This window comes from Bradyrhizobium sp., assembly GCF_035570375.1.
In the GTDB taxonomy this organism is placed as follows: Bacteria; Pseudomonadota; Alphaproteobacteria; order Rhizobiales; family Xanthobacteraceae; genus Bradyrhizobium.
Genome location: NZ_DATMLW010000259.1, coordinates 1 through 18,961, shown reverse-complemented (window position 1 = coordinate 18,961; position 18,961 = coordinate 1). Strand labels below are relative to the sequence as shown.

13 protein-coding genes and 1 pseudogene are annotated in these 18,961 nt (G+C 58.9%); 10 read left to right on the top strand and 4 right to left on the bottom strand.

Features of this window, described 5'->3' with window-relative positions; genetic code table 11:
* The first annotated feature begins 10 nt into the window (after nucleotides 1-10).
* The 4 genes from VNX23_RS28805 (at nucleotide 11) to panE (ending at nucleotide 3,296) form a co-directional block, all read left to right on the top strand.
* A complete protein-coding gene (locus VNX23_RS28805; RefSeq protein WP_325634972.1) occupies nucleotides 11-619 on the top strand; it encodes a DUF2239 family protein in 609 nt (202 codons plus the stop codon).
* 69 nt (nucleotides 620-688) lie between these two features.
* Nucleotides 689-1,297, top strand: a complete 609-nt coding sequence (locus VNX23_RS28800) for a 2-hydroxychromene-2-carboxylate isomerase (RefSeq protein ID WP_325634971.1) — start codon at nucleotides 689-691, stop codon at nucleotides 1,295-1,297.
* Between the two features lie 120 nt (nucleotides 1,298-1,417).
* Nucleotides 1,418-2,155 carry an SDR family oxidoreductase gene (locus VNX23_RS28795; protein WP_325634970.1) on the top strand — a complete coding sequence of 246 codons (738 nt, stop codon included), beginning with the start codon at nucleotides 1,418-1,420 and terminating at the stop codon, nucleotides 2,153-2,155.
* A 217-nt stretch (nucleotides 2,156-2,372) separates the two neighbouring features.
* Nucleotides 2,373-3,296: a 2-dehydropantoate 2-reductase gene (gene panE, locus VNX23_RS28790; RefSeq protein ID WP_325634969.1), complete on the top strand. Its 924-nt coding sequence runs from the start codon at nucleotides 2,373-2,375 to the stop codon at nucleotides 3,294-3,296.
* 150 nt (nucleotides 3,297-3,446) lie between these two features.
* On the opposite strand, the gene VNX23_RS28785 is transcribed toward panE, so the two are convergent.
* Together VNX23_RS28785 and VNX23_RS28780 are read right to left on the bottom strand one after the other, a co-directional pair.
* On the bottom strand, nucleotides 3,447-4,043 hold the full coding sequence (locus VNX23_RS28785) for a c-type cytochrome (protein WP_325634992.1): 597 nt from the start codon (nucleotides 4,041-4,043) through the stop codon (nucleotides 3,447-3,449).
* Nucleotides 4,044-4,149: 106 nt separating this feature from the next.
* Nucleotides 4,150-5,412, bottom strand: coding sequence for a PQQ-dependent sugar dehydrogenase (locus VNX23_RS28780; protein WP_325634968.1), 1,263 nt, complete (start codon nucleotides 5,410-5,412; stop codon nucleotides 4,150-4,152).
* A 530-nt stretch (nucleotides 5,413-5,942) separates the two neighbouring features.
* Here VNX23_RS28780 and VNX23_RS28775 point away from each other — a divergent pair.
* From VNX23_RS28775 to VNX23_RS28755, 5 genes are all read left to right on the top strand, one after another.
* Nucleotides 5,943-7,205 carry a tyrosine-type recombinase/integrase gene (locus VNX23_RS28775; RefSeq protein ID WP_325634967.1) on the top strand — a complete coding sequence of 421 codons (1,263 nt, stop codon included), beginning with the start codon at nucleotides 5,943-5,945 and terminating at the stop codon, nucleotides 7,203-7,205.
* 109 nt (nucleotides 7,206-7,314) lie between these two features.
* Nucleotides 7,315-7,566, top strand: coding sequence for a hypothetical protein (locus VNX23_RS28770; RefSeq protein WP_325634966.1), 252 nt, complete (start codon nucleotides 7,315-7,317; stop codon nucleotides 7,564-7,566).
* Nucleotides 7,563-8,183 carry a DUF3102 domain-containing protein gene (locus tag VNX23_RS28765; protein ID WP_325634965.1) on the top strand — a complete coding sequence of 207 codons (621 nt, stop codon included), beginning with the start codon at nucleotides 7,563-7,565 and terminating at the stop codon, nucleotides 8,181-8,183. The genes VNX23_RS28770 and VNX23_RS28765 overlap by 4 nt, the downstream gene beginning before the upstream one ends.
* A 1-nt stretch (nucleotide 8,184) precedes the next feature.
* Nucleotides 8,185-11,175: a phage/plasmid primase, P4 family gene (locus VNX23_RS28760; RefSeq protein WP_325634964.1), complete on the top strand. Its 2,991-nt coding sequence runs from the start codon at nucleotides 8,185-8,187 to the stop codon at nucleotides 11,173-11,175.
* A 781-nt stretch (nucleotides 11,176-11,956) separates the two neighbouring features.
* Entirely contained in the window at nucleotides 11,957-12,457 is a 501-nt protein-coding gene (locus tag VNX23_RS28755) for a hypothetical protein (protein ID WP_325634963.1), read from the top strand.
* A 261-nt stretch (nucleotides 12,458-12,718) separates the two neighbouring features.
* On the opposite strand, the gene VNX23_RS28750 is transcribed toward VNX23_RS28755, so the two are convergent.
* The gene (locus VNX23_RS28750; protein ID WP_325634962.1) at nucleotides 12,719-14,464 is read right to left on the bottom strand and encodes an adenylate/guanylate cyclase domain-containing protein; all 1,746 of its coding nucleotides are present in this window, start codon (nucleotides 14,462-14,464) and stop codon (nucleotides 12,719-12,721) included.
* 539 nt (nucleotides 14,465-15,003) lie between these two features.
* On the opposite strand from VNX23_RS28750, the gene VNX23_RS28745 reads away from it, so the two are divergent.
* Nucleotides 15,004-16,773, top strand: coding sequence for an adenylate/guanylate cyclase domain-containing protein (locus VNX23_RS28745; protein WP_325634961.1), 1,770 nt, complete (start codon nucleotides 15,004-15,006; stop codon nucleotides 16,771-16,773).
* Between the two features lie 1,907 nt (nucleotides 16,774-18,680).
* Here the strand turns inward: VNX23_RS28745 and VNX23_RS28740 are convergent.
* Nucleotides 18,681-18,961 (bottom strand): annotated as a pseudogene (locus VNX23_RS28740) (hypothetical protein); the annotation flags it as partial.

The window sequence follows — 18,961 nt, the reverse complement described above, 5'->3', positions numbered from 1 at the left end:
GCCATCCACGATGGGCTTGCAACCACCCGCTTATGTCGCCTTCGAAGGGGACCGCCGGATCGGCGCCGGTAGTCTTCGCGCGGTGGCTCGTGCCGCGAAAGTGGCGATTGATCGGCGCAGGGGTGCGTCGATCCTGATCTTCGATTCGAGCACTGGCGGCCCCATCGATATCGATTGGCGCGGTGCCCTTGCTGGCGTGGCGGCGCGATCAGAGACGGCAGGCGCATCCGCAAACGTCGCGGCGTCCGCTCCGCGCGGCCCGGGCCGGCCGAAACTCGGCGTGGTCGCCCGCGAAGTGACCCTGCTGCCACGGCACTGGGAATGGCTGGCGCAGCAGCCGGGAGGCGCTTCGGTTGCGCTGCGCCGGCTGGTCGATGAAGCGCGCGGGAGCGGCGAGGGCCGGGATGGCATCGGGCAAGCCCGTGGCGCGGCCCATCGGTTCATGTCGGCCATGGGCGGCAACAGGCCGCATTACGAGGAGGCTATCCGCGCGTTGTTCGCCAACGAGGCCGTCCTTTTCAAGCAATTGATCGCCGCGTGGCCCGCGGATGTGCGTGATTTCGCGCTGGCGCTGGCAGAAACTGCGTTCCGCCGCAAATCGGAGGCCGGTTCCGGTTGATCCCGCGGGCCTGAAGCGCTAGGGTCGATGGAATGACGAATGTCATATAAGAAACTCAGGGAGACCGCTGTGAGCGCGAAAGCCCCGCAATTCCTGTTCGATTTCGGCAGCCCCAACGCGTATCTCAGCCACGAGGCGATCCCGGCGATCGAACAGCGGATCGGCGTCAACTTTGAATATGTGCCGATTCTGCTCGGGGGCATCTTCAAGGCCACAAACAACAGATCGCCGGCGGAAACGCTTGCCGGCATCAGGAACAAGCCCGAATTTCATGCGCTTGAGACCGAGCGTTTCTTGAAGCGCTTCCACGTGAAACCCTATACCTGGAACCCGTTCTTTCCGGTCAACACGCTCAACCTGATGCGCGGTGCCATCGCAGCCCAATTGGAAGGCGCTTTCGAGAAATATGTGGACGCGGCGTTCCACCACATGTGGGTCGAGCCGAAGAAGATGGACGACCCGGAAGTGGCGATGCAGGCATTCACGGCCTCCGGCCTCGATGCCGCAAAATTGTTTGTGCGCGCCCAAGAGCCCGAGGTCAAGGCCAAGTTGGTGCAGAACACGCAATCCGCGGTCGAGCGGGGCGCATTCGGCTCGCCGACCTTTTTTGTCGGCAAGGAAATGTTTTTCGGCAAGGAGCAGTTGCGCGACGTCGAGGAGACGATTTTGGGCAAATAGTGAACCTCGCGGCCGAGAGCCGCGCCAGCGTCGTCTCAAACTAAAAGTCCTCAAGGCAGCCTCATCCTTCGAGCCGCGGCGAAGACGCCGCTCCTTGAGGATGAGAGCAGGAGAAGATGCATGCAAAAGCGCAACGCGACGGTCGCGGTGATCGGTGCCGGCGATTTCATCGGCGCCGAGATCGCAAAAAAATTTGCCTCCGAAGGTTTCACCGTGTTTGCCGGGCGCCGCGACGGCGCCAAACTCGGGCCTCTGGTCAGGGAGATCGAGGAGGCCGGCGGATCGATCGTCGCCCGCACACTGGATGCGCGCAAGGAGGATGAGGTTGCCGCATTTCTGAATGATGCCGACGGCCACGCGCCGCTTGAGTTAACCATCTTCAACGTGGGCGCCAACGTCAACTTCCCTATCCTTGAGACCACGGATCGCGTTTTCCGCAAGGTCTGGGAAATGGCGTGCTGGGCAGGCTTTCTTGCCGGCCGCGAGTCGGCGCGGCTGATGTTGCCGCGCGGCAGGGGCAATGTTTTCTTCACCGGCGCCACCGCCTCCTTGCGCGGCGGCAGCGGATACGCGGCGTTCGCCAGCGCCAAGTTCGGGCTCCGCGCGGTCGCACAATCGATGGCGCGCGAGCTCGGTCCGAAGAACATCCACGTGGCGCATCTGATTATCGATGCCGGCGTCGATACCGCCTGGGTGCGCGAACGACGCGAGCAACTCTGGGGCAAGGACGCGCTTGATAATCCCGATTTGCTGATGCCGCCATCCTCGGTCGCTTCTGCCTACTGGCAGCTTTACCAGCAGCCGCGCAGCGCCTGGACTTTCGAGCTTGAAATCCGCCCGTTCGGAGAAAAGTGGTAGGCAAGAAAAGGTGAATGGACTTTTGTTCCATTCGCTATTCCCTCTCCCGCGCCGGCGCTTTAGATCATGATGCGATTAGGCGGAATCGCATCATGATCCCATCACTTTGTTTTTAGCATGATCTCCGCGCAAACGCGTTCCGCGTTTGTAATCTAAGGGAAAACCGGTTTCCACTTTTCCGGATCATGCTCTAGAACAGCAAAAAGGGGAGTAGAGCATGCGCATTGTTGCGGTCGGCGCCGGCGCGATCGGCGGGTTTTTTGGCGGCAGGCTGCTTCAGGCCGGGCGCGACGTGACATTCCTGGTGCGCCCGGGGCGCGCGGCGGAACTTGCCCGCGACGGCCTTGTGATAAAAAGCCCTAACGGCGATGTAACGCTGCAAAATCCGCCAACCGTGCAGGCCGACAAGCTCAACGAAAAATTCGACGTCGTGCTGTTGAGCTGCAAGGCGTTCGATCTCGACGACGCCATCAAGTCGTTTGCCCCCGCGGTCGGACCGCAAACCGCGATCATTCCGCTCCTCAACGGCATGCGTCATCTTGATGTTCTCGACACCCGCTTCGGCAAGGACCGCGTCCTCGGCGGCTGGTGCGGCATCGCCGCGACGCTGAACGAGCATCGCCACGTGGTTCAGCTCGCACCGGTGTTTCAATCGCTGAGCTTCGGCGAGCGTGACGGCGCCATGTCGAACCGCGTCCGCGCCATCGCCGAGAATTTTGCCGCCGGAAATATCGGTTCGCAGGCCAGCGAAAAAATCGTGCTGGAGATGTGGGAGAAGTGGGTCCTGCTCACGACGCTCGCAAGTTCGACATCGCTGATGCGCGCGGCAATCGGCCATATCCTGGCCGCGCCGGGCGGGCGCGATTTTATCCTCGGCGTTCGCGATGAATGCACCGCCGTTGCAAAAGCCGCCGGCTATGCCCCAGGCGAGGCGTTTCTGACCCGCATCAACTCCATGCTGACGACGGAAGGCTCACCGCTGACCGCATCGATGTTCCGCGACATCAAGGCCGGTGCGCCGGTCGAGGCCGATCATATCGTGGGCGACATGATCGCGCGCGGCGACGCCGCCAAGGTGCCGGTGCCGAAATTGCGGATCGCCTATACGCATCTGAAGGCGTACGAGAACCAGCGGGCGTAGAGCCTTTTCGGTTCTGATTGAATCAGAACCGAGGCTCTAATCTTTTGTTTTGACGCGTTTTCTTCACGCGAACCGGTATCCACTTCGCTCGAAAACGCTATAGGCGTTGGCGGGCAGGAAGGCGCGGGCACAAAGCGCGCTTCATCAAGTTCAAGGTGAAGACTGCTTGAAGTGGGCGAGATAATGCGACAGCGCGGTGATTTCTTCCTCGCTCAACGGAAAGGCGACTTCCGCCATCGCCGCCATGCCGCCGCCGGATCGAACGCTTGATTTGTAATCGTGCAGCGCCTTCACCAGATATTCCTCCCGCTGGCCGGCGACGCGCGCCACCGCTTTCGAGCCCGCATAGGTATCGGTATGGCATGAGGCGCAGCGCCGGCCGACAGCGGCTTGCGCACCTTTCTGCGACAGATCGGGATTGTCGTCGCCGGGGGATTTCGGCGGATCGAGCGAGGCGAAATAGGCGCCGAGATTGCGAATATCGTCGTTGCCGAGCTGTTCGACGATCGGCTGCATCTGCTCGTTCTTGCGCGTACCGCTGCGGAAGAACACCAGCTGCCATTGAATGAATTGATCGGGCTGACCGGCGAGCGAGGGAATGTTTTCGGTTTGCGAAATGCCGTTTTCGCCGTGGCAGGCGACGCACATCTCCGCCTTTTCCTTGCCGGCGGCAAGATCGGCGGCCAGAGCCGGAACGACGGATAACGCCGTACCGCAGAGGCCAACGAGAAGAGACAAGGGACGCATAACTGACATTTCCGGTTTCTGGAGCGGCGCACGCGACGAGGCAGAAACGCAAGGCTGCGGTCACCCGTTCCCGGGCGGCCGCAGCCTCGACATTGTTCAAGCCCTGCTACTTCTTGGCGTAGCTAATGCGGTAGATGGCGCCCGCCCAGTCATCGGCGACAAGGATTGATCCGTCCTTGTCCAGGATGACGTCGGCCGGCCGGCCAAGATAGCCACGGTCCCCCTCGATCCAGCCGGAGGCAAACTCCATCTCCTTGGCGTTCTTGCCATCGGGATCGACGGTAACGCGGACGATCCTCGCGCCCTGATACTTATGCCGGTTCCACGAACCATGTTCGGCAATCAGGATCGAGTTCTTGTACTCGGCGGGAAATTGATTGCCGGTATAGAACTTCATGCCGAGCGGGGCGACATGGGCGCCGAGATTGAGCACCGGTGCGGTGAATTCCGAACATTTGTGACCCATGGCGAATTTCGGATCCGGCAGATCGCCCTGGTGGCAATAGGGATAGCCGAAATGCTCGCCGAGCTTCGAGATCACGTTGAGCTTGTCGCTCGGGATATCGTCGCTCATCCAGTCGCGGGCGTTCTCGGTGAACCAGTATTTGCCGCTGCGCGGATCGACGTCACCGCCGACGCTGTTGCGGACGCCGAGCGCTACCAGTTCGGCGTTGCCGGTCTTGGGATCGACCCGGCGAATCTGCGACACACTGGTCGGCGGGATTCCGATGTTGAAGGGAGGGCCGAACGGCACATAGAACCAGCCGTCCTTGTCCGGAGCGAGATATTTCCATCCATGCGCGGCGTATGACGGCATGTCGTCATAGACCACCTTGCCCGTGCCGAGGTTGTCGAGATTGGCTTCGGCGTTGTCGTATTTGATCAGCTTGTCGACGGCGATGACGTAGAGCGCGCCGTCCTGAAAGGCCAGCCCCGTCGGCATGTTCAGCCCCTTGAGGATGGTCTTGACCTCCTTCTTGCCGCCGTTGTCCTTGATCGCATAAACATTGCCGAGGCCGAACGAGCCGACAAAGAGCGTGCCCTTGTCGCCCCAGGCCATCTGCCGGGCGGCCAGCACGCCGGAGGCGTAAACCTCGATCTTGAAGCCTTCCGGCAGCTTGATCTTCTTGATCAGAGCCGCGAGTTCCGCGTCCGACGAACCGGTCGGCGGCCCTGCCACCGGCGTCAGTCCCTTTTGAGCCTCCGTCTCGTCGCCAAGGAACCAGTCCGGCGGCGGATTGTTCCAGAAATCCTTGGTACCGGACTCGTACTTCTTCAGCGGTTTATCCTGCGCCGCGGCCGGTCCGGCTCCCGCGACAATGACGATTGTTGCGAGCGCAAGAATAGATCGATTGAAAGCCGATTGCATCGCGTCACTCTCCCTGTGGCAGCCGAGCGGCTGCGGACGTTGTTTTGTTTGTCCGCCTACGAAGACGAACTTTTTAGTCTGAATTGAGGTAGCCCAGACCAGAAAAGCTTACCACATCCGCATGCGCAAAGAAGCGCATCGCGCGGATTAGCGGTGGCGGAAGCGGTTCGAGCAGTTTTTCCGGCTTTCTGTTTGACGACATAAACGAAAAGCCCGCCTGCACAGCGGGCCTTCGTCAAGCTTTTGCCAGTTGGGAGAAAATTGGAGCGGGCGAAGGGATTCGAACCCTCGACCCCGACCTTGGCAAGGTCAGAGTGAGCGGATTTCTTCTTCTTCCTCGCGATTGCCCGTTATTGCTTGTGATTGATTAATAAACGCTTTTTCGGTAGCGCCGTGTTACGGGTGCTTGATCGAGTTTTACCTCGTTTACTTTCCGGTGCTTCCCCCGCGCTTCCCCGAGCGCGGGTTGCCCGACGGGGAAGCAATACGGGAGGCGTGGCCTGCCCGATGCGGCAATAACGGAGGCGTCAATGCCCAAGATAACCAAGCGCGCTCTCGATGCTCTTCGGCCCTCGGTCGACGGAAGAGAGGTTTTCTTGTGGGACGCCGGGGACGGCTCCTTGAAAGGCTTTGGCGTTCGAATGAAGCCGAGCGGCGTCGCTTCCTATTTGGTGCAGTACCGAAACAAGGAGGGGCGGACGCGCCGTCTCGCGCTGGGCAAGGTAGGCACGCTGGCCCCCGACGAGGCCCGAAAATTAGCCGGAAACACTTTGAGTGACGTAGCCAAGGGCAGGGATCCCTCGGCCGACCGTCACGCAATTCGCGGGGCGATGACGGTGTCCGAATTGTGCGACTTATACCTCGTGGAGGCGAAAGCGCGCATCAAAGCATCCACCCTCGCTGCGGACATCAGCAGGATCGAAACGCATGTCAAGCCGCTGATAGGGCGGTTCACGGTGCGCAGCCTGACAGCCGCCGATATCGAGCGGATGAAGGCGGACATCATCGCTGGCAAAACCGCAAAGCCTCGCAGGAGGGTAGGGCGTGGAGGCGTCGCTGCGGGCGGCTCCGGTGTCGCCGCTCGCACGCTAGGGATGACGGCAACCATCCTCGAATACGCCAGAAAATCGCTCAACTTGATCAAGGAGAACCCGGCTCGTGGTGTGAAGAAGCCGCCGGATCGCAAACAGCGACGGTTCCTCACGACCGAAGAGATCACAAAACTGGGACATGTTATCCGCATAACCGAGAAGGAGGGAGGAAACGCGGCAGCCTTGGCAGCGATCCAGCTATTGTTGTTGACTGGTTTGCGCCGCATGGAGTGCCTCGCGCTTCGGCGCGCTTGGGTGGACGGCCGCGCGGGCTGCATCCGCTTCGAGGATACCAAGAGCGGCCCTCAACTCCGCCCAGTCGGCAAGGAGGCTATCAAGCTTATCGAAGCTCGGCCTATGCGGGATGATTGTCCTTGGGTCTTTCCCGCCGCACATGGCGAAGGCCATATGATCGGCTTGCCGAAAATCTTGGCACGCATCTGCGCGAAGGCGGGATTGGAGGGAGTAACTGTGCACGTGCTGCGTCATTCTTTCGCTGCGACCGCCGCGGAAATGGGATTTTCAGAATTAACCATTGCGGGTTTGCTCGGACACTCGGTTCCCGGAGTAACAGCGCGCTACGCGCACGTCCCTGATTTAGCACTCGTAGCGGCAGCCGACCGCGTGGCAGCCCGCATAGGCGCGGCGCTTGACGGACATGTGGGAGCCGAAATCGTGCCGCTTCGATCAGTTGCCGTTTGATTAACGGGCTGATCACACTTTCGTGAATTAAGGTTGGATTAAGGAAATCGGAAAGAGGTTGCTGGCACCCGCCCGGCATTGCCGGGCACCTCTAGAAAAGGGTGCCCACATGGAGCCTCATCGATTTCTTCGCCGAAAGGCGGCCTCAAAATATCTTCATGAAGTCCACGGCGTGGTCCGCGCCCCAAGCACACTGGCGAAGTACGCGGTGCTTGGTGGCGGCCCGGTCTTCCAACGCATTGGTCGTGATCCGGTTTATACGCCCGTCAACCTCGATGAGTGGGTCGCCTCCCAATTGAGTGGGCCGATGCGGTCCACCTCGGACAACAAAAACATGCATTCGCAAGGAGGGGTGAAATGACACTCCTCAATCGAACGATTGACATCATTAAGGGTGAACTGCACGTGGCTCTCAAGCGCGAGACCACTGATATCCTTACAATCGGCGGTCTGCTCGCGGAGGCAAGGGAGAAGCTACCGCACGGCGCATGGCTACCGTGGTTGAACAAAGAATTCTCGATGTCAAAGCGGAGCGCCCAGAACTACGTGAAGGCGGCCGAATACGTCACCAAATACGCAACCGTTGCGCATTTGAACCTCGGCCCCTCCGCTCTCTTCCTGATATCGCGGTATGAGCAGCCTGAGATAGCGGACGCAGTAATCAAGGCCGCGAAGGAAAGGCATCTCGGACGCGATGAGGCGAAAGCCATCATCAACAAAACGTTAGCCGAGCTAAATGTCGGCGCTCAATCGCATTCGCGAAGGGGGGTCAACCCGCGAGACCAAGTAGACCTTACGTTTACCGCAGCCGTGACGACACTCGATAGGCTGACCAAAACACGGCAAGCCGACCGCTTCGCAAAAACTGCCGTGAAGCCGGACGTTCTTGCTCGATTGGGTCAACTCCTCATGGACATCGCGACGACCCTTCAGCCCACCCACGTGGCATCGGAAGCAAGCGTAGAAAAGGCGGCGTGAAATGAGCCTCGATGCCAGCTTTGAGGACACGCCGGTTACTGCCACGGTAAGTCCAGCTCCGGAGGCCGCATCGGCGATCGCGGACGCCGGGTTCGCTGATCTGGGCGCGCCTGTCCAGCCCTCCGCGCCGACGGCGAACACAGTGGCTGGCGCGAGCAATGCCTCAGATGCCGATCTTGATGCCCGCGCAGGTGGTCTCCTTGCGAATAAGGCGACGACCAACTGGAATGCCATCGAGCGCTTTATGCGCGCAGTGGTGCCATGGCCGGGGGAAAATGACCCCGGCCACGTCAACCTGCACTTCGACTACATGCCGAAGCCCGGCAAGAAGGAGTATGGCTCGGGGAAGCCCGGCTGGGCGTTCAAGACGCTCGATGGTTTCGTTCGGATGGCTGAGTACGCTAAAGCACAGCCCCGCTACCGCGGCTTCTGGCAATGCATGTCCCTGCAGAAGGACAACGAAGGCCCGAACAAGAGTGGCAACAACTACATGGCCCTCCGCAATGCCAAGAACGCGCTGGCGGTCAAGTCTCTCTGGATCGACCTTGATCTCGACCCCGCCGACCCGAAGAAGTACCCGGACGAGCGGGCCGCCATGAGGGCGTTGCTCATAGTTCTCGCCAAGTACAACGTACCTGCCCCGAGCGCTGTGGTGCACTCAGGGAATGGCTTACACGTCTACTGGTGCAGTCTGACGGTGCTGACCGTCGACGAGTGGAGGCCGCTCGCGGAGGGCTTCAAGGCGCTGCTCCTGAAGGAAGGGGTAAAGATCGACCCAACGTGCACGGCTGATGTGGCGCGTTTGATGCGTCTGCCAACGACCTTCAATCGCAAGGACCTTGCCAACCCAAAGCCAGTGACGCTCATCACCACCACAATTGTCGAATACGATTTTTCCACCAAGCCATTTCAAGACCTGAAGCAGTACGCCGTTATCGCGCCCCCTGCTGCTCCCAAGACCCACTCCGAGTATTTCGAGGCCGCAGCCTTCAATGGCGCGAAGCCGAGCCCGGTGTTCAAGGGGATCGACAACAACGAGAAGCTATCGGCTGGACTGGAGCGGCTGGTTCACCCCAAGGCAGTTTTTGACCAGTGCCCGATGTACGACGAGGCATTGAAGACAGGCGGCAACGGCTACAATCAGGGCCTGTGGATGCTGCAAATCCTCGGTACCACATTCATGGAGGGCGGAAATGACCTCGCACACGCGATCAGCAAAGGGGATGCGCGCTACACCCCGGACGGTACGGACCAGATGTTCAGTCGCAAGGTGGCTGACAGAGACAGCTTCGGACTTGGATACCCATCATGCGCCACCTTTAAGGGCGCTGGCAGCACGGCTTGCGAAGGGTGCCCGCTGCTCGCGAAGGGTAAGTCCCCGCTTAACATCCGGCCCGAGCCAAACCAAAGCGGCGGAACGGCCCAGCAAACGCCAAACGCAGGTGAAAAAAGCGCCGATAATGGGGACGAACGCCTTGTTGTCCCCAAGGATGACCACATGGATCGCGCTCGTATCTACCGGAGCAGGAAGCGGCCGAACCTCTATCATTACCGCGATGACTACTATGACCACGAGGGTGGTCATTACACCGTCATCGCCGACGACACGATACGGGCAGACCTCTATGAATTTTTGGACCATTGCGACAAGAAGGTCCCTTGCAAGGGGAAGCCAACGAAAACGGAAGTGGTTTCGTTCGCGCCGAACAAGTCAAGCGTCAGCGAAACTAGCGAGGCACTCAAAGCTCTCGGCCACGTGGTGCCGACGGTTGAGCAACCGCATTGGCTCGACAGTCGCGCGGGACCCAATCCGGCGGACCTTATCTGTTTCCCGAATGGTATTCTGAATATTAATTCAAACCAGTTCACCCCATCTGACCCAATGCTTTTCACGCCGCACGGTGTGGGCTTTGACTACGACCTCAACGCCGCCGAGCCAACCCAATGGCTTAACTTTTTGGATCAGGTTTTCGATGGTGAGCAAGATCAGATCGCGGCATTGCAGGAGATGTTTGGCTATTGCCTATCGAGTGACGTATCGCAGGAGAAGGTGTACATGCTGCTCGGTGACAAGCGAAGCGGCAAGGATACGATCCGACACACACTGCAATCCTTGCTCTCGCCGACTGTAATCTGCGGACCCACACTCGATAGTATGGGCACCAATTTCGGCATGTCACAGCTCATCGGCAAGCAGCTCGCCGTTGTCGGCGACATGCGGATTGGTTCCAAGTGCGACAAAGATTTGCTCGCTGAACATGTACTGAAGCTCAGCGGTCGAGGGCTGTTCACGATTGACCGCAAGAACAAGAGCCATTGGACTGGGTCGTTGCCCTGTAAGTTGTTGCTGATCAGCAACGAGATGCCGAAGCTCAAGGATGCTTCAGGTGCGCTTGCAAGCCGGATTATCACTTTCCGCACACGAAAGTCGTTCTATGGGCGGGAAGACCGACACCTATTCGAGAACAAGATCAAGCCAGAGCTTCCGGCGATCCTGCTCTGGGCACTCGATGGTCTCCGGCGAATGCGCCAGAGGGGTCCTATCGCCGAGCCCGCTTGTTCGGCTGAGATGCGCGAAGAACTGGCTCGTGAAGGCTCTCCAATAATGGCATTTGTGCAGGAGTGTTTGACGCTGGACGTCGCCGCCACCGTCGACAAGAATGTTATGTATTCAGCTTACCTCGATTTTGCCCATGACAACGGCCTGCCACCTACCTCCAAGAGCTGGTTCTACCGCGACCTCGACACTGCTACCGCCAGCAAGGTCAAGGAGCAGCGCGTGCGGAAGGGTGGCGGTGACGTGCACAATATTCTCGGCGCGCGCATCAGCAATCCGCCACCCAAAAGGCCGTCGAAAAATGAGCCTATTGTGGTCTACGCCACCGCCCCGGCAGCGGCCACGCAGACGGCCGAGGATACAGGGAGCGCCTCCGAGGGCGATGTAGCTCTCGACGAGATAGTCGAGAACTTGCGGACCTCTAAAACGACATGACGCGCACGACATCGGCCCGCGCGGGCCGCTCCCGGTCGGCCCTGCCAGCCCATCCAGCCCATTTCTCTAATGTGGCATGTGGGAGGTGCCTATTAGGTCTTCAGGATATGCAGTGATGAAAAGATCATTTCCTTAGGGCGGCAATTGAGAAATGGGCTGGATGGGCTGGCAGCGACGCCAGCAGGGCGGCGTCCGAGGAGGATCGTCAATCGGTTCCTGCCAAGGTGCTAAGGAAAAAAGGTCACCGCGCTACCCTTCCCATACACTCGGGTGATCCCGATCATCACCGATGCTCCCGTCCCACCCTGCCGTCTTCTTACTGTCGGCCCAGACAGCCATTTGCCACCGCTTAAGCAATTCCCAATAAGCCCTATGGTAACCAAAACCCGTAGCGGATCGGCCCGCGAAAAGGGACCGAGGATCGCTGACCCGGGAGAGCATCGATGTCGCTTCTAGGAAAATTGGCAGAGGCCCGCGCCGAGTTGGATGCGCGATACGAGGACCCTTGGTGTAGCACGGTAGCAGCTGCTGTCCGCGGTAAGCATGCCATTTCCACCGCCGCGCTACTCGATCTGCTTCGGGTGCCCGCGACCACGGGTACAGCGCGGCGGCTTGCCGTCATCATGCGGGCCCTGCACTTCATTCCGATCAAGTCGCGCCGTCTCATGCCCGGTGGTCGAGCCGGTAACACGGTTACAAGAGGATGGGCTCGTCCCGTCCGCAGAATGAAATCGTCCCCAACGATTTGCTACCCAAACTCTAACCATCAGGGGATAATCCCATGACCACCTTCATGCTTCACAATAGACATTACTATCACGCTATCCTCAACGTTGACGCCGACTTCATCGTTGCCCGCGTTTACCCGCTTTGCGGCCAACACGGTCAATATGAAGTGACCTCCTGCTTCAGGCCCTCGTATCAGGGTAGCGATGTCGGCATCGTCAAGTCTCTCGACGATGCAATCCCGGCCTTCATCGACTACTGCAAGAAAAATCCAGTGCCGTGGGAGCGGGAGAACCACGCTTTGTACTGGAGGCACACCGTGTACGTGTCTCTTCGGGTCGAACAAGATCGACAGGGTCACTGGCTCGCCTATCGCGACGATTATCCGATGCTTCAAGATACTCTCCCGGCGTATTTTGCTACGCGCGCCGATGCACAACGAGCCGCCGACGCGCACGAGCTCGACTTATTTCCGAACGCCAAGGTAATTGACGACGGCTACTCGTGGCTTCCCGATCCTGAGATCGAAGAACGCTTGATCCCGGCACCGTGTTGAGGCGCACGAAGATTGGCAGGTGAGCGCGCCCGGTTTGTTGCCTTGATTTGGCAGCCGCGCGAGCACCGCTAGGTGGGTGTTGGTCACGCGACTACCTCGTCTCGAAGGGAGCGCGCGACCAACGTTCGCGAGTTCTGCTTTACGCCGATGAAGTTCTGCTTTACGCCGATGAACGGACATCATCCGGCTGCTCTGGCATGTCGGTTTTGTGCCAAAGAGCGGAAGTGACGCGGCCTATTCGATCACCTCCGCAGCACACATTCATTCGGGCAATCCCGCTTTCCGCAGGCCCTCGATCAACAGCTTCGCGTGTGACAGCCCGCCCCGAGCGATCCACGCCGATATTGTAAAGGCGGGATCAAGCTCAAGCACACGCGCCGCCGCCTCACGCGCCTCAGCGTCACGTCCGAGGTGGGCGAAAGCAGACGCGAGACAGCGGTGAGCTATCACATAGAAGGGGGTCTGACGTTGGGCTTTCTTCCCTGCCACAATTGCCTCGTCAAAGCGACGAAGCTCAACAAAGGCCAACCCCATCCCAACAAACGACCGGTGTAGCAGCGGGTCTACCGGGCTCATTCGTATGGCTCGTTCATAGCTCCGGATAGCTTCCTCCGGCAGCCCTGCAATTCTATAGACCCAGCCTCTGCTGTTCCATGCATAAAATGAATTGGGGTTGAGCGCGACCGCGCGGTCAGCCATTTCGATCTCGCTTTCACAATCGCCGACCATGTACGCAGAGGTTAGTGCAGCCATTGCTAATATGTCCGGATCACCATCGTCGAGGCTCAAGGCTAAGTGAAGAAGCCGAACCGCTTCCTTGCGCTCGAATTGCGGATCGACAGCATAGCCCCAAAGGACGTTTCGCATGTGACATTGACCTGCGAGAGCAGCGACATAGCCGAACCGAGGGTCTAGCTCCAAAGCGCGATGAGCCAGCCGGAGCGTCTCGGCCACCCCTTCGGGGGTCGTTAGATAAAACTGCTGAATTGCACGAAGAAAAAGATCATATGCGGTGAGGTTCTCTGGTCGCCGCCGCGCTGCCATCGCAATTTCTGTTCGAAGCAACTTTGGCTGAATGGCCGAGACAACAGCGACCGCCACATCGTCCTGAAGAGCAAAAACGTCTGTCAGGTCACGCTCAAACCTGTCCGCCCAGATGTGAGCGCCCGTCACCGCGTCAACCAACTGCCCGATGATGCGGACCTTCCCCGACGCCTTGCGCACAGACCCCTCAAGGACGTAACGCACGCCGAGCCTGCGTCCGACCTCCTTTATATCGACGGCTTTGCCTTTGAACGTAAAGCTCGAATTGCGAGCGATCACGAATAACCATTTGAACCGCGAGAGCGCGGTGATGATCTCCTCAACCATTCCGTCCGCGAAGTATTCCTGTTCGGGGTCGCCGGACATGTTCTGGAACGGCAGAACCGCGATGGAAGGCCTGTCTGGAAGTGGCGGGGCCACACTTAGCCCCTCGGTCAGCGCGCTATAGGCTCCCGTGCGCACAGCGTAAGCGTGGACCGGCTTGGAGATGTTCTTGAGCTGCTGCTCGCCGCGATCCTCGAAGCCGGCGTCCAGTTTGCCTTCGACTTCGCTGTACACCTTTTCGGAAATCAAGATGCCGCCCGGTTCGGCGACCCCTTCTAGCCGGACAGCGATGTTGATCCCGTCGCCAAAAAGATCGCCGTCAGCCGCGACGATAACCTCCCCGAGATTGGCCCCGATGCGTAGCTTAAGGGAGCTTCGGCCTGACGCGATGCTTTCCTGTATCTCCACCGCGCATCGCACCGCAGCCGACGGACTTGCGAACTCGGCGAGCGCGCCATCACCCGTTGTCTTGATAAGCCGCCCTTCGTGGCGGCAGAGGCAAGGCTCGATCAATTCTCGCTTGAGCCGCTCGAACTCAGCGTAGGTGGCTTCCTCGTCGCGTTCCATGAGAGCGGAATAGCCGACCACGTCAGCGGCCAAGATCGCCGCTAATCGCCTTTGAACCCGCTGCTCTGTCACAGCGACCTCCGAACGACCAGACTAGCCACGCTCAGTGGGAGCATGAGCCTAGCACTTTGCAGCGGACTTGCGAGCGGTAATCGCGGAAGAGCTGGAGGTCCGACTTGGGTCAAGCTGAGACAAACCGGCATGTTTGCGCCACGTCCCGTTCAGCCCCGATAGCTGACATCAAATTGGGACAGATCGCACGTCAAGCAGCTGGGCGGCCAAACCAAACGAAGTAGGTTCAAGCAAGTGCAAAGGTACAACCGCTTCAGGCCCGGGCAACGATGAGACAACATCCGCGCTAAATTTCCTGAAGCGGCACAGTGCCAGCTTTCAATGGGCCGCATGACGTCAAGTGCGTCACCATCAACCCGCAACGGCATATCACGGCAGCGAGCTTGCTTCCGCTTTCGGGGCACAGCGGACATGGCCGGAACTGATGTAAGCTCGACCGGGTAGCGATTGACCCATTTCGGAAGTTTGCTCTAGAACGTGAGCAGCCAGCTATGCTTTTATTTGGAGGTCAACTTGCGGATCGTCTGGGGGGCATCTCCTTGGCCACCGAGTACGTGAAACGTCGACTTGCAGCTGTGCTGGCGGCGGATGTCGCCGGGTACAGCCGCATGATGGGGAATGACGAGGAAGGCACACTGGCGCGACTAAAGGCTGTCAGAAAGGCCCTCGTTGACCCCGCTATAGCTTCCCATCGAGGCCGCATCGTCAAGACGACCGGTGACGGCATGCTGATCGAGTTCGCCAGCGCCGTCGATGCAGTCCGCAGTGCAGTTGAGGTCCAGCGCAAGATGGCGGCGCAGAATGCCACCGTATCGCTGGATCAAAGGATTGAATTTCGTATTGGCATTCACATCGGTGACATCATTTCCGATGACAACGACATTTTCGGCGATGGCGTTAACATTGCCGCCCGCCTTGAGGGTATTTCCAAACCGGGAGGGATATGCATTTCGGATGACGCCCAACGTCAAATCCGAACCAAGGTCGATGTGGCGTTCGACGATATGGGTCAACAAACGCTGAAGAATATTGCCGAGCCGATGCGTGTCTGGAGCGCACGGCTGGACGGCGATGCTCCCTCGCCAGCGAACCGCTCGACCAGCCCTGTTCAACCTCTCGCGCTTCCCGACAAGGCGTCGATTGCCGTGCTGCCGTTTCAGAACATGAGCGGCGATCCCGAGCAGGAATACTTTGCTGACGGGATGGTAGAGGACATTACAACCGCGCTCTCGCGTTTCACGTCGCTGTTCGTGATCGCGCGCAATTCGAGCTTCAGCTACAAAAGCCATGCCGTCGACATTAAGCAGGTCGGCCGCGAACTCGGTGTCCGCTATGTGCTTGAGGGTAGCGTTCGCAAAGCCGCCGGTCGGGTGCGCATCAGCGGGCAATTGATCGAAGCAGCAACCGGCGCACACCTTTGGGCGGAAAAGTTCGATGGTGCCCTGGAGGATGTATTTGAGCTGCAGGATGCCGTGACTGAACGAGTCGTCGGCGCTATCGAGCCCACCATCAAGCAGGCCGAGATCAATCGCGCACGCACGAAGCCGACCAGCAATCTCGACGCCTATGACTATTATCTCCGGGCTTTTCAGCAAACAACTCTATACACCCGCGAAGGCAGTGACGCCGCCCTGGACTACATACGCCAGGCAATCGCGCTCGATCCCGGCTATGCGCTTGCGAAGGCGTTTCTCTCCGTCACTTACATGACGCGTTGGATACAAGGATGGGGTGCGCCCGGCGATCCCGAGAGGGGACTTGCCGCTGCGAGAGAGGCAATTGTCCTGGGTTCCGACGATCCTTCTGTCCTGCGATGGGCGGGTCACACGCTTGGCTTTTGGGGGGAACATGACCGTTCCATTGCGCTTCTTGAGAAGGCCGCCCGCCTGAACGTGAACGGATCGCAGATACTGGCGAGCCTAGGCTGGGTGAAGGTTTATGCCTGCACCGATACCGAGCGTGCGATCGCGCATTTCGAGCGCTCAATAAGGCTCAGTCCACGCGATCCCGAGATGGCCTCCACTCTGACTGGGATCGCTTTTGCCCATCTGATTGCAGGGCACAATGAGCAGGCTCTGGCGTTTGCACAGCAAAGCATCGATGAAGGGCCGCAGTTCACTTCAGGTCATCGCGTCAAGATCACGGCCTTGATGTCTCTAAATCGCGAGCAAGAGGCGAGGGCGGCAGCAGAAATGCTTTTGACTTACGATCCTCAGTTTACGATCTCCTCCCGTCTGCCGGTTTACCGCAAGAGCGATTTTCGCCAAAAATATCGCGCCGCTCTCAAGGCAGCCGGGTTGCGCGAATAAGCGCTTTTAGAGTGCTGCGCCAGAGTTGATCTGCTGTCCCACGTCGGCTTCTGGCCCATCGCGTCACTTCGCTGCGCTGCGGAATTTGGTCGGTTATCGGGGCATAGCGGACATTGAGTTTTTTACTCTTTCTGATCGGGCGTGATTGATCCGGTCGCTTGCGGCTCAGGCAAGACTTGATTTTCCGTCGTGGTTGTCGAGCCCCTAAGCTCTGACCCTACGCAATCACCAGCCCATAGGTTTGTGCCCCGGACCGTTCCAACGAGTTTGCAGCCCATCGGCGCTTTCGGCTTTAGCTGAACCAGCGGTTTGTTACCGACTTTGGGCGGCGCACTCTGAGCGAATACGGTGCCCGAAAAGCAGATAGCAACAAGAATGAGCAGCGACCTCATCGTCAATTCACCCTTTGCCCCACGACACCCCGACCTCTGGAGGCTGATTACAGAAAAAAAATGTCCCGCAGAGCATTCGCGCCCTGCGGGGCGCGCCGGGGGTTCCTAAAAATTGATTGCTTACCGAATGCCCGCCCCGGTCTTTTACAAACTTGCACTGGGCAAGGCGGGGTGAAAGTCCAAAATTGCGTTCCATCGAAGGAACAAAAGAGATGTTGCACCGAGAACACGGCGCCGTGTTCGCGCGGTGAGCGGCGGGTCGCTTGATAGCTTCACCAGCCTGACCTTCAAACCTTATTAAGACTGTTCGGATGCCTCGATAACTGAGCGCGCCGGGGGCAGTCGCCAAGCTCGCCTTCGCGGCCCATCCGTATACTTACGATACCCGAGCGCTGCAGGCTCATCTCGGCCCACAAAAATATCCAGCACGAGGCTCGCTATGCCGAGCTATTGCAAGATCGGTTTAAGGTTTCAGGGATAGGGATGTGAGAGGAGACAATGATGTTCAGAGACCTCCCTTGGCGAAGTGCATTAAACGATCTCGTGTTGCGAGGTGCCCTAAGCCTTATTGTCTGCGCCCTTGCTGCCTTATGTGTGGTCGGTGTTTTGTCGGCACTCGCCGCAAATCTCGGGCCGAAGGAGCGAGCGAATTACGGAGATCAGGCCGCGCCATGCAAGGCAGGAAACTGCGTCGCCAAGCCTAAGGACAGCGGACACCGGGTAGCCAATACAAAATCGGAGAAACGGGCCTCCCAGTTCTAGCCCTCGCGGTGAGCACACCACGGCCGAGGTTCATGGTGCTACGCTCGAAGTCGGCTACGGCGTGATTGGCACCGATCAGCTCGGGAACGTGCGCGACGCGTGCCGTTCGCTGATTAGGTGAAAAGGTGCAGCTCCCGAACCCAAAAAGTGGCACCCGCCAAGACCAAAACACCACGTTGTGCTTCACCCCAGAATCACCGATTCTATACTGGGGGCCCAACCGTGCTGACAGCCGCGACATATCTAAACGAACTCAATCCCGAGCAGCACCGCGTCGTCGAACACGGTGTGCGCAAGAATAGCACCGTGGGACCGCCTCTCCTGCGTTATCGCTGGTGCCGCGGGATGCTGGGTGCGGTTATCGCAAAACTTATACATTAGTCCGGCAGCATTGATTCATTCACGTGCAGGAGGTCTAACGAACACGCCCAAATAATGCCGACCGAGTCGCTCTATCAAGGTAAAAAGGTAAAACGCCCTCGCGACCAGCGCCGAAAATATTGATACGCACTCTAGGTCACGGCGTATTCGCTACCACGGCTTCAACGCCGTGGTCTTGCTCAATCCGTTTGGCCGGTGCAAGGGTGTGAATCCTAAAGCGGACAAGTCGGCTTGGTCAGCGCAGATAGTCAAGGAGGAGATGGTTCAAGCGTTCGGACGCTTCGAGCGGCACCCAATGGCCGACGTTATCAATACGTTCGTATCGCCAACCAGCTTTGCAGAATTGAGCGGAATTAACCATCTGCTGCTCAGTCAGATTCCCATTACGGGGATGGTGACGCCCGCCATGTCGGAGGAAAGCATAAGGGCGATGTTAGCGCGGTAGTAATTTAAAGCCGCGGTGAGGCGTTCCGGTCGTCCGAGATCAGCCTTCCAGTTCGGAACCTCCTGCGGAAATCCGGACAGTTGCCCGAACAGCTTAAAATCGTTGACACTTACCAGCCACTCGGCGAAGCCACGAAGTTGAAACATTAGCATGTACCAAGAGCGCACCTTTTGTTCGAAGCCACCCCTCTTAAAGGACGTAGGATGTC